This is a genomic window from Neobacillus solisequens (genome assembly GCF_051233465.1).
In the GTDB taxonomy this organism is placed as follows: domain Bacteria; phylum Bacillota; class Bacilli; order Bacillales; family Cytobacillaceae; genus Neobacillus.
Genome location: NZ_JBKFGJ010000013.1, coordinates 105,969 through 123,387 on the forward strand (window position 1 = coordinate 105,969; position 17,419 = coordinate 123,387).

At 37.9% G+C, this 17,419-nt stretch carries 22 protein-coding genes; 12 read left to right on the top strand and 10 right to left on the bottom strand.

Translation table 11 applies throughout. The features are described from left to right. The first annotated feature begins 27 nt into the window (after positions 1 to 27). A complete protein-coding gene (locus ACI3K6_RS14265) occupies positions 28 to 1,716 on the top strand; it encodes a DEAD/DEAH box helicase (protein WP_435555353.1) in 1,689 nt (562 codons plus the stop codon). Then, positions 1,694 to 2,485 carry a YqhG family protein gene (locus ACI3K6_RS14270; protein WP_435555354.1) on the top strand — a complete coding sequence of 264 codons (792 nt, stop codon included), beginning with the start codon at positions 1,694 to 1,696 and terminating at the stop codon, positions 2,483 to 2,485. Before ACI3K6_RS14265 ends, ACI3K6_RS14270 begins: the two co-directional genes overlap by 23 nt. 59 nt (positions 2,486 to 2,544) lie before the next feature. Here the strand turns inward: ACI3K6_RS14270 and ACI3K6_RS14275 are convergent, their stop codons facing one another. Both ACI3K6_RS14275 and ACI3K6_RS14280 read right to left on the bottom strand, forming a co-directional pair. Further along, positions 2,545 to 2,787 (bottom strand): DUF2626 domain-containing protein, encoded by a 243-nt coding sequence (locus tag ACI3K6_RS14275; RefSeq protein WP_335476328.1) that lies wholly within the window; start codon positions 2,785 to 2,787, stop codon positions 2,545 to 2,547. Positions 2,788 to 2,873: 86 nt separating this feature from the next. Next, entirely contained in the window at positions 2,874 to 3,569 is a 696-nt protein-coding gene (locus tag ACI3K6_RS14280) for a helix-turn-helix transcriptional regulator (RefSeq protein WP_335476330.1), read from the bottom strand. 259 nt (positions 3,570 to 3,828) lie between these two features. On the opposite strand from ACI3K6_RS14280, the gene comGA reads away from it, so the two are divergent. The 8 genes from comGA to ACI3K6_RS14320 are packed head-to-tail and all read left to right on the top strand — an operon-like array spanning position 3,829 to position 8,086. Next, on the top strand, positions 3,829 to 4,911 hold the full coding sequence (comGA, locus tag ACI3K6_RS14285) for a competence type IV pilus ATPase ComGA (protein ID WP_335476332.1): 1,083 nt from the start codon (positions 3,829 to 3,831) through the stop codon (positions 4,909 to 4,911). Next, positions 4,898 to 5,929, top strand: coding sequence for a competence type IV pilus assembly protein ComGB (gene comGB / locus ACI3K6_RS14290; RefSeq protein WP_435555356.1), 1,032 nt, complete (start codon positions 4,898 to 4,900; stop codon positions 5,927 to 5,929). Before comGA ends, comGB begins: the two co-directional genes overlap by 14 nt. Positions 5,930 to 5,946: 17 nt before the next feature. Next, entirely contained in the window at positions 5,947 to 6,264 is a 318-nt protein-coding gene (gene comGC / locus ACI3K6_RS14295) for a competence type IV pilus major pilin ComGC (RefSeq protein ID WP_335476336.1), read from the top strand. Next, a complete protein-coding gene (gene comGD / locus ACI3K6_RS14300; protein ID WP_335476338.1) occupies positions 6,261 to 6,701 on the top strand; it encodes a competence type IV pilus minor pilin ComGD in 441 nt (146 codons plus the stop codon). Before comGC ends, comGD begins: the two co-directional genes overlap by 4 nt. Continuing rightward, positions 6,688 to 7,023, top strand: a complete 336-nt coding sequence (locus ACI3K6_RS14305; protein WP_335476340.1) for a hypothetical protein — start codon at positions 6,688 to 6,690, stop codon at positions 7,021 to 7,023. Before comGD ends, ACI3K6_RS14305 begins: the two co-directional genes overlap by 14 nt. Continuing rightward, positions 6,971 to 7,444 carry a competence type IV pilus minor pilin ComGF gene (gene comGF, locus ACI3K6_RS14310; protein ID WP_435555357.1) on the top strand — a complete coding sequence of 158 codons (474 nt, stop codon included), beginning with the start codon at positions 6,971 to 6,973 and terminating at the stop codon, positions 7,442 to 7,444. The genes ACI3K6_RS14305 and comGF overlap by 53 nt, the downstream gene beginning before the upstream one ends. Next, positions 7,444 to 7,821 carry a competence type IV pilus minor pilin ComGG gene (gene comGG, locus ACI3K6_RS14315; RefSeq protein ID WP_435555358.1) on the top strand — a complete coding sequence of 126 codons (378 nt, stop codon included), beginning with the start codon at positions 7,444 to 7,446 and terminating at the stop codon, positions 7,819 to 7,821. Before comGF ends, comGG begins: the two co-directional genes overlap by 1 nt. Positions 7,822 to 7,843: 22 nt before the next feature. Then, the gene (locus ACI3K6_RS14320; protein ID WP_435555359.1) at positions 7,844 to 8,086 is read left to right on the top strand and encodes a YqzE family protein; all 243 of its coding nucleotides are present in this window, start codon (positions 7,844 to 7,846) and stop codon (positions 8,084 to 8,086) included. Positions 8,087 to 8,373: 287 nt separating this feature from the next. On the opposite strand, the gene ACI3K6_RS14325 is transcribed toward ACI3K6_RS14320, so the two are convergent. Further along, the gene (locus tag ACI3K6_RS14325; RefSeq protein WP_435555360.1) at positions 8,374 to 9,453 is read right to left on the bottom strand and encodes a class I SAM-dependent methyltransferase; all 1,080 of its coding nucleotides are present in this window, start codon (positions 9,451 to 9,453) and stop codon (positions 8,374 to 8,376) included. A 148-nt stretch (positions 9,454 to 9,601) separates the two neighbouring features. Continuing rightward, a complete protein-coding gene (locus ACI3K6_RS14330; protein ID WP_435555361.1) occupies positions 9,602 to 10,237 on the bottom strand; it encodes an MBL fold metallo-hydrolase in 636 nt (211 codons plus the stop codon). 214 nt (positions 10,238 to 10,451) lie between these two features. On the opposite strand from ACI3K6_RS14330, the gene ACI3K6_RS14335 reads away from it, so the two are divergent. Next, entirely contained in the window at positions 10,452 to 10,628 is a 177-nt protein-coding gene (locus tag ACI3K6_RS14335) for a DUF2759 domain-containing protein (RefSeq protein WP_335480156.1), read from the top strand. A gap of 308 nt (positions 10,629 to 10,936) precedes the next feature. Here the strand turns inward: ACI3K6_RS14335 and ACI3K6_RS14340 are convergent, their stop codons facing one another. The 4 genes from ACI3K6_RS14340 to ACI3K6_RS14355 all read right to left on the bottom strand — a co-directional run bounded on the left by ACI3K6_RS14340 (position 10,937) and on the right by ACI3K6_RS14355 (position 14,392). Continuing rightward, positions 10,937 to 12,073 carry a YqgU-like beta propeller domain-containing protein gene (locus ACI3K6_RS14340; RefSeq protein ID WP_435555362.1) on the bottom strand — a complete coding sequence of 379 codons (1,137 nt, stop codon included), beginning with the start codon at positions 12,071 to 12,073 and terminating at the stop codon, positions 10,937 to 10,939. A gap of 147 nt (positions 12,074 to 12,220) precedes the next feature. Next, entirely contained in the window at positions 12,221 to 13,114 is an 894-nt protein-coding gene (locus ACI3K6_RS14345) for a M14 family metallopeptidase (RefSeq protein ID WP_435555363.1), read from the bottom strand. Positions 13,115 to 13,198: 84 nt separating this feature from the next. Further along, positions 13,199 to 14,170 carry an ROK family glucokinase gene (locus ACI3K6_RS14350; protein WP_435555365.1) on the bottom strand — a complete coding sequence of 324 codons (972 nt, stop codon included), beginning with the start codon at positions 14,168 to 14,170 and terminating at the stop codon, positions 13,199 to 13,201. A 15-nt stretch (positions 14,171 to 14,185) separates the two neighbouring features. Further along, on the bottom strand, positions 14,186 to 14,392 hold the full coding sequence (locus ACI3K6_RS14355; RefSeq protein WP_335480148.1) for a YqgQ family protein: 207 nt from the start codon (positions 14,390 to 14,392) through the stop codon (positions 14,186 to 14,188). A gap of 223 nt (positions 14,393 to 14,615) precedes the next feature. Between ACI3K6_RS14355 and ACI3K6_RS14360 the strand changes: the two genes are divergently transcribed. Next, a complete protein-coding gene (locus ACI3K6_RS14360; protein ID WP_435555366.1) occupies positions 14,616 to 15,470 on the top strand; it encodes a hypothetical protein in 855 nt (284 codons plus the stop codon). Here the strand turns inward: ACI3K6_RS14360 and ACI3K6_RS14365 are convergent. Together ACI3K6_RS14365 and ACI3K6_RS14370 are read right to left on the bottom strand one after the other, a co-directional pair. Next, positions 15,445 to 17,004, bottom strand: a complete 1,560-nt coding sequence (locus tag ACI3K6_RS14365) for a rhomboid family intramembrane serine protease (protein WP_435555367.1) — start codon at positions 17,002 to 17,004, stop codon at positions 15,445 to 15,447. The two genes, ACI3K6_RS14360 and ACI3K6_RS14365, sit on opposite strands and share 26 nt — an antisense overlap. Positions 17,005 to 17,169: 165 nt before the next feature. Continuing rightward, positions 17,170 to 17,364 (bottom strand): hypothetical protein, encoded by a 195-nt coding sequence (locus ACI3K6_RS14370; RefSeq protein ID WP_335480143.1) that lies wholly within the window; start codon positions 17,362 to 17,364, stop codon positions 17,170 to 17,172. Between the last annotated feature and the right edge of the window lie 55 nt (positions 17,365 to 17,419).

Below are 17,419 nucleotides of genomic sequence, written 5' to 3' on the forward strand. Positions count from 1 at the left end.
GAACAAGTATTAAAAGGAGATGAAAATATGAAGGTTGAAATTGAATTTGATTCCTCTTGGCAGGATGATTTTTTACATAGAGTCGAGCATGATGGACCATGGGGAAACTGGGAGCTTTTTAAGTTGGCGATTGAGGTGGAGAAACATTTGGTGATTCCGGATTTTGAAGGTTTGCAAGCCCCTTCACATCTTCCCAACTTAACTCCACTCCCTCATCAACTTGAGACAGCTAAACAAGTTATTGAAAATATGAATGGCAAAGCCATTCTTGCTGACGAGGTTGGATTAGGAAAAACGATTGAAGCAGGATTAATTTTAAAAGAATACATGATTCGCGGCTTGGTAAAGAAAGTACTCATCTTAGTCCCTGCATCATTAGTCACCCAATGGGCTCAAGAATTAAACAGCAAATTTTTCATACCAGCCATTACTCAACGAAAAAGCTATGTTTGGGAAAGTTGTGATGTTGTTGTGTCTTCCATCGATACAGCCAAGCGGAATCCACATCGTGATATCATTTTCCAGCAGGACTATGATCTGATTATTATTGATGAAGCACATAAACTAAAAAATAATAAAACCAAAAACTACGAATTTGTTCAAAGTCTTAAAAAGAAATTTTGTTTGTTATTGACAGCAACTCCCATCCAAAACCGAATAGAAGAGATTTTTAACTTGGTATCACTATTAAAGCCGGGTCACTTAGGAAGTGAAACTACTTTTTATGAAAAATATAAACGGGATTCTCGCTCGTTAAATGATGATGAACATCTAAAAGAGTTGGTAAATAAAGTCATGATTCGAAATCGGAGGGCCGATACCGGGATTGAGTGGACGAAAAGACATGTGGAAACCATCCCAATCGAATTTACTCAGCCTGAAAAAGAGCTATATGAATCCATCACATCTCTAAGAAACGAAGGCGATTGGGTTCAGGCGAGCAGCTTTTCAGTGATGACTTTACAGCGCGAAGCATGCAGCAGCAGGGAGGCCGTTTTTTATACGCTTAAAAATATGCTTCAAAAAAAGGAGAACCCTCCTCGTGCCTATGAAGAGCAAATTGAATTTTTAATAAAAAAAGTGGAAGCTGTGCAAGCCAATTCAAAAGCAGAAAAGGCGCTTGAACTAATACAAAAGATCAATAATAAAGTGATTATCTTTACAGAATACCGTGCCACTCAGCTTTATTTACAATGGTATTTAAAGCAGCATGGCATTACATCAGTGCCATTCCGAGGTGGGTTTAAACGCGGAAAAAAAGACTGGATGCGGGAATTATTCCAAAAGCATGCTCAAGTCCTTATTGCTACTGAAGCAGGCGGCGAAGGAATTAACTTACAATTTTGTCATCATATCATTAACTTTGATTTGCCTTGGAACCCGATGAGACTTGAACAGAGAATTGGTCGGATTCATCGCTTGGGTCAGGAAAATGACGTGATGATCTATAATTTTGCTATCAAAAATACCGTCGAGGAACATATATTAAAGCTTCTTTACGAAAAAATTGAACTATTTGAAAAAGTAATTGGGGAGCTTGATGATATATTAACAAAGCTGGAGTTTGGTAATATTGAGGATCATATAATGGATATTTTCGGAGGTTCTAGCACTGAAGGTGAGATGCGGATCAAAATGGAAAATTTAACCTCAATGATAGAATTTGCAGAGAGTATGAAGAAAGGAGAATCCCATGCAGCAGCAGGAAATTCATAATTTTCTTTTAAAGTATTTCCAAGCGAACGAATGCCCGATCCTGGATAATGCCCCAGGCTATTTAGATGTCCAATTAACCATTGATTTAGATAAAGAACTGATGAATCGCCCCTTTTACTGGCACTATTTGGAAAAAACAAGTGGCGTTCCTAATCCAATGAAGCTGACATTAATTACGAATCCAGACGCAACACCTGATCACATAAAAGGTGAAACGATTCATTTTGGATCTCCAAGACTGCATCAAATCTTCGGCTCAACCAAAAATTTATCAAGATATATTCGTCTTTATGAAAATCATGGCCACGTTAAAAGTCAAACTGCTTTGATGCCCTGGTTATGTATGAATGTCAAACTATCCTACCAATGTGATCGGAAGCGTGATGTGTTCAAATCAATTGGTTTACAATTGATTAACGGAATGATGGTAGAGAATTTTCATGAACGTCTGCTGAACATTTCCTTAACACCTAAAATTCCGGATTACTCCTTCACTCTTTCACCATTAGTAAAACCAAAAAGCGGAATGGTACGAATCGAAAATTATCTTAAATCAATCATTGAAACAGAGGATCACTCATGGGCTGATAAAGCTAGAGAGCGGTGGGATAAGGATTTAAAATTACTGGAGCATTTTTATGAGGATGTAGAAGAGGAAAACGAAAGTTATGAGACAGAAAAACAGGCCTTAAGAGAACAGTATGAACCAAGAATCCATATTTCATTTATTAATGGCGGTCTTTTTTATTTGACAGAGAATGCCGTTTAAAAAAGAAAAAAGAAGAGGGTGCCCCATTTGCTGGTCACCTTCTTCTATTTTTAAATCGCTTACTCTCCGCCTCCAAGCGGCATCATGAACGTTGTCCAATATGTAAAACCGGCGAAGAAAACTGTCAGATATGCTCCAAAAACATACATATACATACGTTCAGAAAGCTTTAGATAGCTAAGCAGGACAAAAAATCCAGTTTGGGCTAAGAAAAGCATTGCTGTTCTATCCATATCTCCAAGATAAAACATTACGGTAAAAATACCCGTCCAGAAACCTAATACTCTGAACATCCGATCCATATGTATCCCTCCTTTACCCCTTATGAATACCATTCATTACAATATTATAAAGTATCAGGAGGTATAATGTAAATAATGGTTTCACATTAGTTTGTTACGACTGCTTGGTATGAACATGTATCGCATCCAGTGAACATATTATCCTTTTCAATTAGTTCAATAGAATCAAATAATGTTTCAAACATTCCTTTAAGGAATTCGCGATGCATACTGCATACTGTCTCATGTTCTTCGGCCACTTCTTTAAATGGACAATTGAAGATTTGGAAATAGATCTTAGTATGATCCCCATTAGCTTCAAATTCAGGATAGAAACCTGCAAGAGTAGCAGCGTTTTTTAATATACTTAGCTTTTCATCGAAATTTAATACATCGCCAAGCGATCTTCTTGCCATTTCCTGTTCTACAATCTCAGCACCAAAACGCTTCCCAGTTAAGAACAGTGCATCACGGCCTACATCTCCCAAAGAGATCATCGTTTGGATGGCCACTTTTGATAAAAGCATATAATCACGGAATGGGAAATGAAGCTGAATCACATCATCCGATAAACGATACAATCGGCTTGGTCTTCCACCTTTACCCGTTTTCTTTGTTTCTGAAACTAACATGTTTACATCTTCAAGTTTGGATAAATGTAATCTAGCCACGTTTGGGTGGATGTTAAAGTTATCAGCTACTTCTTGTACAGTCACTTCTTTGTGGCGTTTAGTAATGTATTGATAAATGTAGTAACGCGTTGGATCTGATAATACATTGGTTATCTTTAATGTTTGTTCCATCTTGGCTCACCTCGGACCCCCATAATTTCCTTTATTATAATACAGCTAAAATAAAGTGGGAATGAGGTTAACACTGTATACACTATATGTTTAGAAAATGTTCACAATTACAGACTCAATATTGTAACAATATCCTGAAAATATGACAAATTTTGGTTAAATAGGATTCATTTCGAAAAAAATAAATAAAACATTTCAAAAATTAAGAAGAATATGATAGAATGATGTCGAATTACAGTTTAGACCAATAAATAAGGCGGTGATTACGATTGTAAATTCGATTGAAATTTTGGCAAACCGAATCATCACAGATGCTGCAAAAAATCAGGCCTCAGATATTCATATTATTCCCCGGATGAATGACACCCTCATCCAAATCCGTTTAACTAACAAACTGATCCCCCGCTTAACACTACCAAAAGAAGAATGCGACAGACTCATTTCTTATTTCAAATTCACAGCAAATATGGATATCGGAGAAAGAAGACGTCCTCAAAGCGGAGCAATCTTTCGTGAACTAAACGGACAATTAATAGGCCTCCGGCTCTCGACACTTCCCTCTAACAACCGAGAAAGCCTCGTAATTAGACTATTACCTCAACAGGAACAGATCCCTTTTCATCAACTTTCATTGTTTCCATCGATGACTAGAAAACTTCTAACGCTACTGAAACATGCTCATGGGCTTGTGATCCTAACAGGACCGACAGGCTCAGGAAAAACCACCACCTTGTACTCCCTTTTAAATGAAACAGCCCACCTATTTCATCGAAATGTAGTAACTCTCGAAGATCCTATCGAAAAAAATTATGATTCCGTTCTGCAAGTACAAGTGAATGAAAAAGCCGGCGTTACTTATGCAACAGGTCTTAAAGCCATACTCCGGCATGACCCGGATATCATTATGGTGGGAGAAATCAGGGATGCTGAAACTGCAAAGATCGCTGTGCGTGCAGCGCTGACAGGGCATTTAGTATTGAGTACTATGCATACACGCGATGCACAAGGAGCAGTTTATCGATTACATGAATTTGGTGTCAATTGGCTTGAAGTAGAACAAACTCTTATTGCTGTTACAGCACAAAGATTGGTGGAGTTAACATGTCCCTTCTGTGAAGGAGATTGCTCGCCACAATGCTACTCTTACGGAAGATGGAAACGAGCCAGCGTGTTTGAGCTGCTGTCAGGGAGAAATTTAAGCTCTGTCATGAAAGCAGCAAAGGGTGAAGAAGTGACATTAAACTATAAGACATTAAAAGAGGTCATCAGAAAGGGGATCGCCTTAGGTTATGTTCAAGAGGAAGAATATGACCGGCTGGTATTTGAAAATGAAAAAACGTAAATGGTCTTTACATGAACAGGCAAGTTTTTTAAAGAGAATTGGGGAATTGCTAGCTCGTGGATATCCTATATCCGAAGCCATTGAATCTATCTCCTATCATTTAGCAGCCAACCGAAGGGATGAACTTCTGAAGTGTTTACAAGAACTAAAAAAAGGTCTGCCCTTCCACAATGTCCTTGAAAACCTAGGATTCCAAAAAGAATTAGTTGGTTATGTTTACTTCGCTGAACAACACGGCAGCTTCGCAGATGCTTTGCTTGAGGGAAGCCATCTTGCACTCGTGAAAGATCGGGATCTACGAAAGCTAATTAAATTACTACAATACCCCCTACTATTAATAATCCTTACTGGCTTTTTAATTTTGTTTCTTGAAAAAACATTATTGCCCAGATTTATCACTCTTTTCTCCTCATTAGGGTTGGAACCTAATTTTTTCACAAAAGTGATTTATGGATTTGATCGCCTTTTTCCTGTAATTCTTGAACTAATGATTGCCTTACTGATCGTATCAGGGATTTATTACTACTTCCTTTTTAGAAAATTTTCCGCCATAAAACAACGAGAATTGCTCGTCCGCTTGCCAATGCTCGGCAAAGTCCTCAAATTGCTGTTTACCCACTACTTTTCCATTCAATTTAGTTTTTTATTATCAGGGGGAATCTCCATCGCTGAAGCTCTTCTATTATTTGAAAAAAATAAGCAACAGCCATTCTTTAGTCAATTGGGAGAAGAAATTAAAGAAAAGCTCGTGACCGGGGAAAAATTAGAAACGATTCTAGCTTCCTACCCATTTTTTGAAAAGGAGTTTCCCATGATTGTGAAACATGGACAAGAAAATGGAAGGTTGGAACAAGAACTATTATTTTGCAGTAAGTATTGCATGGTAAATATGGAGGATTTAATTGAGAAAAGCTTAAAAGCAATTCAGCCTATACTTTATCTCTTTATCGGCTTTTTAGTAGTTTCGATGTATTTAGCTATTTTATTACCCATGTTCCATCTATTAGACGGTATATAATGACTGGAGGTCACATAATGAAAAATCGCAAAAACGATCTTGAACAAGGTTTTACTTTAATAGAAATTATGATTGTAATGTTAGTGATTTCCATATTATTAATTATTACGATCCCCAATATAGCCAAGCACAATAAAAATATCAATAATAAGGGCTGTCAGGCATATGTACGAATGGTAGAGGCACAAGTTCAAGCCTACGAAATGGATTTACATACAACACCGACAATGGCTGACTTAATCAGAGAAGGGTATTTGAATGAGAATGTGAAGGGCTGTCCAAACGGCAAGACAGTAACAATTGGTTCAGATGGGAGTGTCTCTGCAGCAGAATGAACGGTCAAAAGGGGTTCACACTAGTAGAATCATTAATCGTTTTAGCGGTGTTCATGATTATTTCAACGGTGACCGTATTCTCATTAAAACCGCAAAACTCAACTATACAAATTCAAGCCTTTTTAACCCAATTAAAAACAGATCTTTATTATGCCCAAAACTATGCCCTAACGCATAACCAAGATGTATCGGTTGTCATTACTCCCAGTAAATATAGGTACATCGTGTATGTTTATAGTGCAAACCAGGAGAAAATTATTCAACGAAATTATGACACCAGTTTCTACTTTATTCCGGGATCCCTTCCTTTAAACTTCACCTATCAGGCTAACGGAAATGTTAATAAGTTCGGAACTTTCTTTATAAAAGCCAAAAAGAAGACCTACCAGATCACATTTTTAATAGGGAGAGGGAGATTTTACTTTGTGGAAAAATAAAGGCTACTTTTTGCTCGAATTGCTGCTGTCAATGTCTGCTTTGTTTATGATCTGTTTAACGTTCATTCCTTTATTCATTCAATTAAAAAAGCAATCTGATCAATTTGCCATTGAAAATAAAGCAAGACACCTACTGTTTAATGAATTACATGAAAAATTAAGTGGCTCTACAGAATTTAATAATACCTCCATTAAGGAGAACGGCATTGTTTATACCATCTCTTGGGACAATGCAGGGACACCCGAGAAGAAGGAGGCATGTATCAAAATTGATAAAACCATTTACCGCAATGAACCTAAAATATGCGAGACCCTTGAATGAACAAGGTTTTACTCTAATTGAAGTACTTTTCTCTTTAATGATCTTCAGTACCATCATCTACCTAATTGCCCCAATAATTCAAATCGCCATTGAAAATACACAAACAGATGCCCAATTGCAATCCATGGAATGGGAAGTGTTCAGCAATGAAATCAAGCAGGAAATCCGCATGTCAACACAAGCTGACGTCATTTACGATAAGCTATACGTAACGAAGGATGGCGTAACGATTACCTATGACAAATATGGAAACAATATCCGCAGAAGAGTAAACTTTAACGGCCATGAGATTGTTCTTCAAAATGTATCGAAATTGAGCTTTATTCGTACAGATCAACATATAAAAATTGAAGTGACCGATGTTTATGGGAATCATTATGATGTTGTTGTCCATGCATTTGTGGAGTGGAAACCATCATAATGATTAAAAACGAGCATGGATTTACATACCCACTGACATTATGTCTGTTGATTCTTTTTCTTACGTCCTTTTCTTTCTATGTTGAACACTTGTTGGTTGAAAGAAAGTTTTTTTCGGATACAGCCGAAAATCTTACCGCAGAATACTATTTTCATTCAACATTAAAAAAAATTGAATCAACTGTTCAAACTACTGGGAGTGTCCAGACAAACGGAACTTTTTATTTCCAAAAAGGAGTGGTCGTGTTTAGGGCCGAACCCGCAGGAGAGACATCCCAGACTGTAAATATATCACTTTCTCTTCAGTCAGGTGTTAGGATTAACGGGAAAGCAACATATGATCTGCAAACAAGAAAATTAATGAAATGGACAGAATAAACAAGGTTGAAGAGGTTTAAAATTGGGCATACTTGTGGTGAAATGTAAGGCAGGTGGTATGATGAAAACAAACGATTATGTTAAATATATGACCCAAACCTTCGTCAAGTATGTCGATCAACCCAAAGATGAACGGAAGCGTCTTCGCCTTGAGCGTAAACAGGAAAGAGCCTCGTTTTGGTATCGCTGGTTTGGCATTTTACCTTATGTCCTTTATATAGAGATTCAACGAAGACGTAAGGTTAGAGGTAAGCATAGTAACTAATGAAGATCCCCAAAATCCCTTTCAAGCAGGTAGGAATTTGGGGATTCTTTTTAAAATGGCTGTGTTAAAGGAACCCTGTTGATTGGAGCGGAATGTACGAAGACTCCTCGAAAATGCTAACGCATTTCCTTCGTGCGTGGGCGAAATCTAGGAAGAAAATCAATGTCCTGTGGGAGTACGGTTCTGGAGAGACCCCGCAGGCGCAAGCGCCGAGGAGGCTCGCCGAAACGCCCACGGAAAGCGAAGTGCCTAGAGCGGAAATCAACAGAACTGTTTAAACAAAACCTTTAAAATATTTCATCAACCTTAAGATTCTTTTGTTGAATGATAATCTGAAAGGCCGTACTCATTCCCCCTGGCATAATCAAGCTTCTGATTGCTCGATTGCGCTTGCTCTGCTCTGAAAATGGATTAGGGTCATAATGGTCTTCTAGCTCCTTAAGGATTCCCGCATTCAGTAAGAATTCATCCTGCCCATACTTAGAAACAAATTGTAGCCCAACCTGGGTCCCATTTTGGATCAGATAATCCAAATGAATATGCGAAGTAATATCCATTTCACCAGGATTTATTAAAACATTGTCTACCATTCGGTGCTGATAATAGCCTCTCAGACTTCCCTTTAATCGTCTAGGATCCATCCATTCCTTATTGGTATATCCATAATCCACAGACACTACAAAACCCTTATTTAAGGTGGCGGAGATGTTTTTAATCATATCATCCATTGCCAAGGGAATCTCGATGCGCTGGCTTTCTTTAAGTTCCCATTTCCCTTCTTGTAAGAAGGAATAAATAGCCGGATTGGTCAATGGAACCGGTCGCTCACATAATTGTTCCTGATCCAAACCAACCATGATTTCAACTAATTCGCCATTTCTTTTTTCAATGACATGGACTGGCAAGGCATCAAACAGTTCATTCGAAAAAATGATTCCTTCAAAATTGTTAATCTCACTTAGACGATCCACTTGAACAAACGAGGGAAAGTCTTGAAGCTTATTTTGCTGCAGCGCTCGATGAAATGGGCTTGATTCAACCATAAAGTATTGAAGTGGTGTTTTTATGGTATCAGACCACTCCTGCAAAAAGGCTTGGGAGAATCGGCCATTTCCGCCGCCAATTTCACAAAAAGCTGCAGGCAGGCCGTACATTTTATGAAGGCTAGCCACCCATTTTGCCACTAACCTTCCATATACATCTGAAATATTGCTTGTAGTAATAAAATCTCCTTGCCGCCCAATTTTTTGTCTTTCCTTCATATAGTAACCATATTCTGGATGATATAGTGCTTCACTCATAAAATCAGCGTATGTAATCAGTTGGTTGGGTGAGTTTGAAATAAGTTCGCGTAAATAAGTTAACATTTATAGCTCCTTTATAATTAACACTATTGACATAGTGAAAACTTTATAATATTGTTAATTTAGTAGCTTAACAATATCCCCTCCCATTATATGAATAAAACATCCCCAGAAAGACCCTTCTCCCGCCCGAGAAGGGTCTTTCACCTATTTAAAATCCATTTAAAAAAGGGTTGCTGTCCATTTCATCAGCTATGGTTGTCACTGGGCCATGCCCTGACAATACATAAGTTTCTTCAGGTAAGGTTAAGAGTTTTTCATGAATACTTTTTAACAACTGTGTCTGGTTGCCTCCAGGAAGGTCTGTTCGGCCAATGCTCCCTTGGAATAAGGCATCCCCTGAAATCACAACTCCTTCTTTGGCAAAGTAAAAAGAAACACTTCCCGGTGAATGACCAGGAGTATGATACACTTCAAATTCAAACTCCCCGATTTTCATCGTTCCTTCTTGATTGATTAGCTGTTCTGCCGGTTTTATTCTGACTGTTTCTATTAATGGAAAAAATTGCGAACCATTTAATGCAGGATCACCAAGCCATTTTTCCTCTTGTTTATGAAGATAAACAGGAACTTTAAAAGTATCCCTTACTTCATCGACTGCGCCTATATGGTCAAAATGGGCATGAGTTAAAAGAATAGCCAATGGTTTTAACCCACGCTGATTTAACAGGTTCATCAGCTTTTTACCATCACCGCCCGGATCAATAATTAAACAGGAACGGTCTGGATTTTCAACAATATAACAATTTGTTTGAATACTACCTAAAGGGATTTGCTGCCACTTCATTTTGTTACCTCCATAATTTCTGTACATTAATCCTATTTTACACTAAAGAACCATGATATAAAAAGATTCTGTCATTCACTACATTGCAGTCTATAAACCCTCGACAAATGGACCAAAAAAATATAAAATAGGAAAGGAATGTATATAATATACTTACATAACTATCTATCATGTTTGAGCTAAAGCCGTTTATTTATGTAAAGGGGGATGTTTCATGGGATTGGTTATCATTTTTGCACTTGTCACCTTAATGGCGGCATATGGCGGATTTACTGCGCTAAAAAGTAAAAATTTATTAGGGGCATTTTGGGGAATTGCTTCATTTGCCGTATTTGGATGGTTCACGGTCATGACCCTTATTCATTCAGGATATCCTGCAGGAACTCACTAAGAGGCTGTCAACAGACAGTCTTTTTTTTATTCAAAAGGCTCTATTAACGAATAATGTTGATTTTAAACCAGTTGATTGAAGCGGAAGGCACGAAGACTCCTCGAAAATGCTAACGCATTTCCTTCGTGCGTGGGCGAATTCTAGGGAGATAATCAATGTCCTGTGGGAGTACGGTTCTGGAGAGACCCCGCAGGCGCTAGCGCCGAGGAGGCTCGCCGAAACGCCCACGGAAAGCGAAGTGTCTGGAGCGGAAATTAACATACCAAGTTTAACAGTGCCAAAAAAAATAGAGGAACAACCCCTAAAAGTCATTCCTTCGTTAATGCATATATTTTCTTCGTATTTACACTTATGATTTTCTCAAAACTATTACCGTATAAAAGAAACTCTCCGGATGGGGAGAAGCTTAGTGGTTCATTTTTTAAGCCTTCAAGAATGGTTTTTTTATTAGCAGGTTGAAGTTTATATGAAACGAGATTAAATCCGTCCATATAAGTATCTGCTTCCCCACTTGTTTTAGGTTCTAATGTAATGAATTGACCTTTTTTCTCACTATAGTCATAAAAGGGCACTAACCAATCAGAGTATTTGCTAAGCTGTGGGATGGAAAACATATAAACTTTTTCCAAATCTTTATTATAAAAAGAATATACCGCTTCTGATTGATCCTGCTTTTCAACTGTAATTGTCATTAACAAATTTTTAAATGTTGAGATTTGCATAACCTCAGTAAATAGCGTTTTTTCCTCACCGGTATTCAGATCCTTAACGGCAAGTGGGGCAAATAATTTTGGATTATTCTCATCCCATTTTAAATAGGCCAAACGGGAATCAGCAAGCCATTTTGTAAAAGGCTGCGGCAAATCGAGTTGAATCATTGGTTCACTATTGATCTTTAACAGATACAAAGCAAATGTCCAATCTTCATTAAATTTTTCAACGATAATCTCATTTTCATTATAGGGATTCCATTCAAACGCTAGTTCATAACAAGCGATGGTTTCTTGTCGCTTTACTTTACCTTTCAGATCAATTATGGTCACAATTCCTTCATAAGATGTTGGTGAAGATTGAACTAAAATATACTTTTGCGATGGGCTGATTTGAGCCGTTACAATGGGAGAATCGGATTGATAAATAAGTTCACTCTTCCCTGTTGAAAGTTGATATAGATAGACATTGGATGTTTGTCCCTGGTTGGTAATGTAAACAAATTGCTCATTCGATGCCCATCCTGCTACTTTATAAAACTCACCAGATGGAATCTTAATTGGCAGCTTCCAGCTATTCTCACCTGACATAACAGACGTATTTGATTTTTCATTTTTTGCTGAGATTTTGGGTTTCACAGGGCCCTTACTGGCGCAACTGGTCAAAAGGAGGGTAAAAATTACTAAGATGATGATTGCATGTATGTTGAATTTATATCTACTAAGTTGACCCAATTGCTCCCTCCCCTTTCAAATGTTAGTACGTAAACTAGGCGAAAATGTTTCATAGATCTCAAAAATATTACAAAAATAGGAAAAAAGCCGGAGTTCGGCTTTTTTTTTCAGATTTACTATTTATTCTAAAAGGAAGGTCCATGGATATCAACAGTAAAGTGCAGCTAAAAAAATACCTTCAACACATGTTACGATCCTCGGAAATTGAGATAATGGAAGCGGATTGATTCCTTTACCCAGCTCAAGTGTAAAACCTGGGCGCCTAAATTCCTGAATAAACCAATCCTTATAGCCGGCATGGCTTTCGATGGTGCGAACGGCCTGATAGCCGCTGACTCGTTCAAACTCTCTTGCCATCTGTTCAGACTCTGGGGGTTCTAAGTTTCCGTAACCCCAATAAAATTCTTCCCCTTGTGTATGAAATGCAACCACTCGGTTAAAATCATTGCTTTTAGTCAATTCATATATAGCAATCGCTTCAGGCTCTGTAAGAGGTGAATGACCTGGATAATCTCTGGAAGCAGGAGATGTAACCGGTTTGATTTTCTGACAGAGCTCCCAGTTTGCCGGAAACTGCCGGTTTAAATCAATTCCCCTGATATTTGCCTTCCAATGTATAAAATCGGAGCTACCTTCGTTTATGGCAATCAGGTCTTTCTTGTGCTCTTGCGGCGGACCATTAAGCACTAAATCAACACCGTCAGGATTGACCATTGGCACAATCGATAGCTCTACCTCTTCAAATAATTTAGCTGTATGAATTCCCCTAAATGGATATCCATTCGATAGTGAATATAAATATTTATTGACCAAATTCATTAAAACCATGGTCGTAATCCACTCATTAGCATGAAATGAAGCGTTCATGTGTACTTTTTTAGGGCCATGACCAATCCGAATTTCATGAATGGGATGCCCCAAAACACTATGGCCAATAGGAGAAATGGTTATGAATGGATAAGCTTTTGTTAGTTTTTTTAAATGTTTTTTTAAGCTTTGAGAATCAATTGGTGAATTTGTATCTGCAAATGGATGGATCATTTACATCCACCTCCCATTATAACCAACATATGATGCAGTTTAGGAAAAATGAAAAAAACCTGCACAATGGCAGGTTTAGATTTTTTATTTTATATTTTTACGAATTAACCAGGCTGCTCCCAGTACCCCAGCATCGTTTCCTAAAGTTGCCAACGAGATTTCTGTAGAATTTCTTACTGCTGAGAACGCAAATTGATTAAAATATTCTTTTACAGTATTTAATAAAATATCTCCAGCTTTTGATACACCGCCACCCATAACAATTTTCTCAGGGTTTAATGTGTTGGCAATTGTAGAAAAGGTTAAACCTAAATGGAACCCAACCTCATTTAATACCTTAAGAGATATTGCATCGCCATTCTTAGCTGTATCAAAGACATCCTTGGCTGTAATTGTGTTATTTTCTGCTAATAGTTTAGCCAATTCGCTATCGGATGATTGAGTTTTAAGCTCTTCCATTGCTAAACGTACTACACCTGTAGCAGAGGCTACTGTTTCAAGACATCCTGTTTTGCCACAGTTACACGGAGCACCACCTAAGGGAACTGCTGTAGCATGTCCGATCTCCCCGGCAGCACCGTTAACCCCTTGAACGATATTTCCATTGACAATGACACCGCCGCCAACACCTGTACCAAGAGTAACTAAAACTAGATTCTTTGCACCTGTACCCGCACCCTTCCACATTTCACCCAAGGCGGCGCAGTTGGCATCGTTTTCAATTGCTGCCGGAAGTGATGTAGCATTTTCCAGGCTTTCCTGTAAAGGAAAGTTATCTTTCCAGCCTAAGTTCACGGCATTTAAGATTACTCCCGTTTCATAATCCACAGGTCCTGGAGCACCCATGCCGACACCTGCTATCACGTCTTTTGACAGTCCAAGTTCGCTCAATTTATCGTTGATGGATTTTGCAATATTTGAAGTAATGTATTCGCCTTCATTAGCGTTATCAGTTGTTATTTCCCATTTATGTTCAATTGTGCCATCCATTGTAATAAAGGCAATTTTGGTTGTTGTTCCTCCTAAATCTACTCCGGCAATCCACTTTTTGGACATTTCCATCACCTATCTTTATTTTTCTGTGTTTTCTTTAAGCATTTGAATTTCATGCCTAAGAAGTAAAAGGGCAGTCTGATAATCCTTCGTTTCAATCAATTGAGATTGATAGAGCTCTCTTATTTCCATTTCCATGAGTTCCAGATCGGCAATTCGGTCACCAATATAAATAAACGTTCCAAATCGCTTCAAGAATTGCTGAATATCATAAATCGTTTTCATAACTTGTTCCCCTTCATAATAATGGAGAGTCATTGTCCATTGCTTTACATTCAAAAGTATAACCTATGTGAATAGGCTCCTCAAGAATATCTTTTGTTATGAAAGGAATAATTGCCTTTCTTGGCACACAACTAAGTTTTTGTCATTAGTGATTACCCTTCCCCATATAAAATAGTAGGACAAACTTAATGATGTTTTGAATTTGAGAAGGGTGAGATTATTAGTGAAATCTATTTATAACATGACAGTCATTTTGATTGCCTTATTTGCTACATGTGCAATTTTCTCCTACCCATTTTTTAAGCCAAATGTACAAGAAACCATCACCTTTTTTCCCATTAACCCACAAGTGAAATTTAAAACAGCAGAAACAGAGCTTAAATTGGATAGTCCATTAAGTATCTTGTGGAAAGAAGGATCCACCCTTGACCGAAAAGCTTACCTGAGACAAGACGTCGGTCTCTTATTTGCAAATGGCAAACTAATTGCCAAAATGGGGGATTGGAAACAAAACGCTGCTACTATTTCCCAACAAAAAAAAATCAACATCAACCAAAATCAAATCCTTCAAGCTATTACCTTCCATCATGCCGAAATCCATGAAGCAAACCAAATCTACAGTGCCCAAAAAATAACCAACACAACCCTATATACTGCCTTGCAAAGTCCAAACAAACTCTACACTTTCCAATTTCCAAAAACAGCCCAGGAACAGCAACTAAAAGAAAAACTTGACCAACATACAGTTCAGCTCCTGCAAAACACTTTAAATAAGGGTGACAGGCACTTTTTTATCAATTTAAAATCTTACCGGGTGTTTCACTTCACTGAATTTTTTAATAGGGCCGCAGTGGGTTTGCCGGGGATGTCACGTGATGAATCTGAGAAGGTGGTGGGTCAATTGTGGGAGGGCTTGTATAAAGGGTATTTTTTGGGGATTAAAAAAAAGGACGGTACTGTAGTGGATCCAATTGGCAGTACCATCCCGATTATATTATTAGCGAATGATCAATCTCACTTATTGGTTTTGACGGAGACAGCCAACGGTGAGCCTATTCTCCTTCGCCAGATGATTTAAGGTGCTGACTAATTTCACTGACGAGATCGGTGTATTCTTTTTGATTTGGTTTTAGCTTTGCTGCCATTTCGGCATTGCTTTTCGCTTGTTGTAAATCGTTTTGTTCCAGATTTATCAAGGCAAGTTTGAAATAGGCTTCATGAAATTTCGGGTCAAGCTTAATTGCTTTCTGGAGGTTCTCCTTTGCTTCAGAGAGCATATCTTTTTTCATTTCTACGTAGGAGAGTAGAAAATAGATCCTTTCAGTTGGCTCAGTAGAATTCTTTTTATAGTTATTTAATACATCGTAGGCTTGATCAAACTTTTCTTGCTTAATATAATCCTGAGCCAGCATGATGCTAGAGTCCTCATCCAATGCTTGCCCCGAAGCACTGAAGCCATAAGTCAATGAACCCCATATTACACCTGCAGAAATCACCAAAAACAGGAGTTGGAGCAAAGGTTTTTTAGCTTTTGGAAAATGAACAATACCAGCTGCAAGAAATCCTCCTGCCAGGCCGCCTAAGTGGCCGGCATTATCTATGCCTGATGCCGAAAACCCAAACATCAAATTGAGGATTAACACAATGATAACATTCCATCCCATTGTTCTAAAAAATAATTTTGGATACATGATGCCAAAGTATAGCAATGCCCCAAAACAACCGAATATAGCGCCACTGGCCCCTGCTGATAAATGAGTGCTAAAAAGGAAACTAGCGATCACACCAGTAAAACCAGCAAACAAATAAATAAAAGGAAACCTACTATTTCCATAAATTCGTTCTACAGCAATTCCTAAATAATATAATGCCAGCGTATTCATTACTAAATGTAAAAATCCAATATGAAGAAAAACCGGCGTAATAAATCGCCACCATTCCCCTTCATAAATCAATTGATTTACCTTAGCCCCATATTTAATCAGAGTGGATGTATTCGTACTGCCTCCATGAAGCTGCATCCAAAGAAATATGGCTAATTGTATAAACATAAAAACGTACGTAAATAAGGGTTTGCCATTTGAAAGGATCGCTCTTTCTGTTTTTACCCTGTTAACCGCAAATTCCACGGTTTCCCGCTTTAAGGACTCAACCTCTGTTTCATTATATTCATCCTTTATTGGGAAAGAAAGATCAAGATACACTTTGTTTTTCAGGCTCTCAAACCCTTGTTCATACAGCTCTTTCGCCAATAGAAACGAATGGACGGTTGTTTTTCCTTCCGGATGGAGAAAAGGTTTTGAAAAGCGATATTCGTATTCATCCACAGGAGGTAATTCACTAATATAGATGGACACAACTTGAAGGTCATGTCGATTAAGCTGTTTGCGGACACTTTCTCCATTATGAGTTGCGTGCTCAATATCTCTTTGCAAAGCATTGCTCCAATCAAAATTTCCTTGCAATAATCTTATTATTGGAGCATGTTTATTTTCTAGTTTTTCAAGCCACAATTCGCGTTGATTCTCAAATAATTGAATGATCCGGTAGCCATGCTCAGATATTAGAGAAAATGCCAACCTCCAGAACATATAACTCTCTCGATTACTCATTTCTCCCCTGCTTTCTATCTCACTTTTTTCTATATAATGTTCCATTATATCCACTTTTCACTACTGTCTTTCATTATAAACGAAAAACACGGATTCCTTTAATGAATCATCTTAAAAATATGATTTATTGACATATTTACTCGAAAAAAAACCATCTGTGGTTTTTCACCAGTCAGATGGTCCTCCGAACACAGTTTGCATCATTTTTTGTTTTACACCTGGCAGACCCATAATAGATCCGACAGCTAGGCGGCGAACCCAGCTTGATCCAAGGAGCACATTAATAAGCCGATACCGATACCTGTAAGCAAAATAACCGATTGAGCCAATCATGAAAATGGATGTTAACATTCTTGTCATCATCAACCCTCCTTATGTTAGTGTGTGATGATCACAAAAGTTTTATCCAAAATTT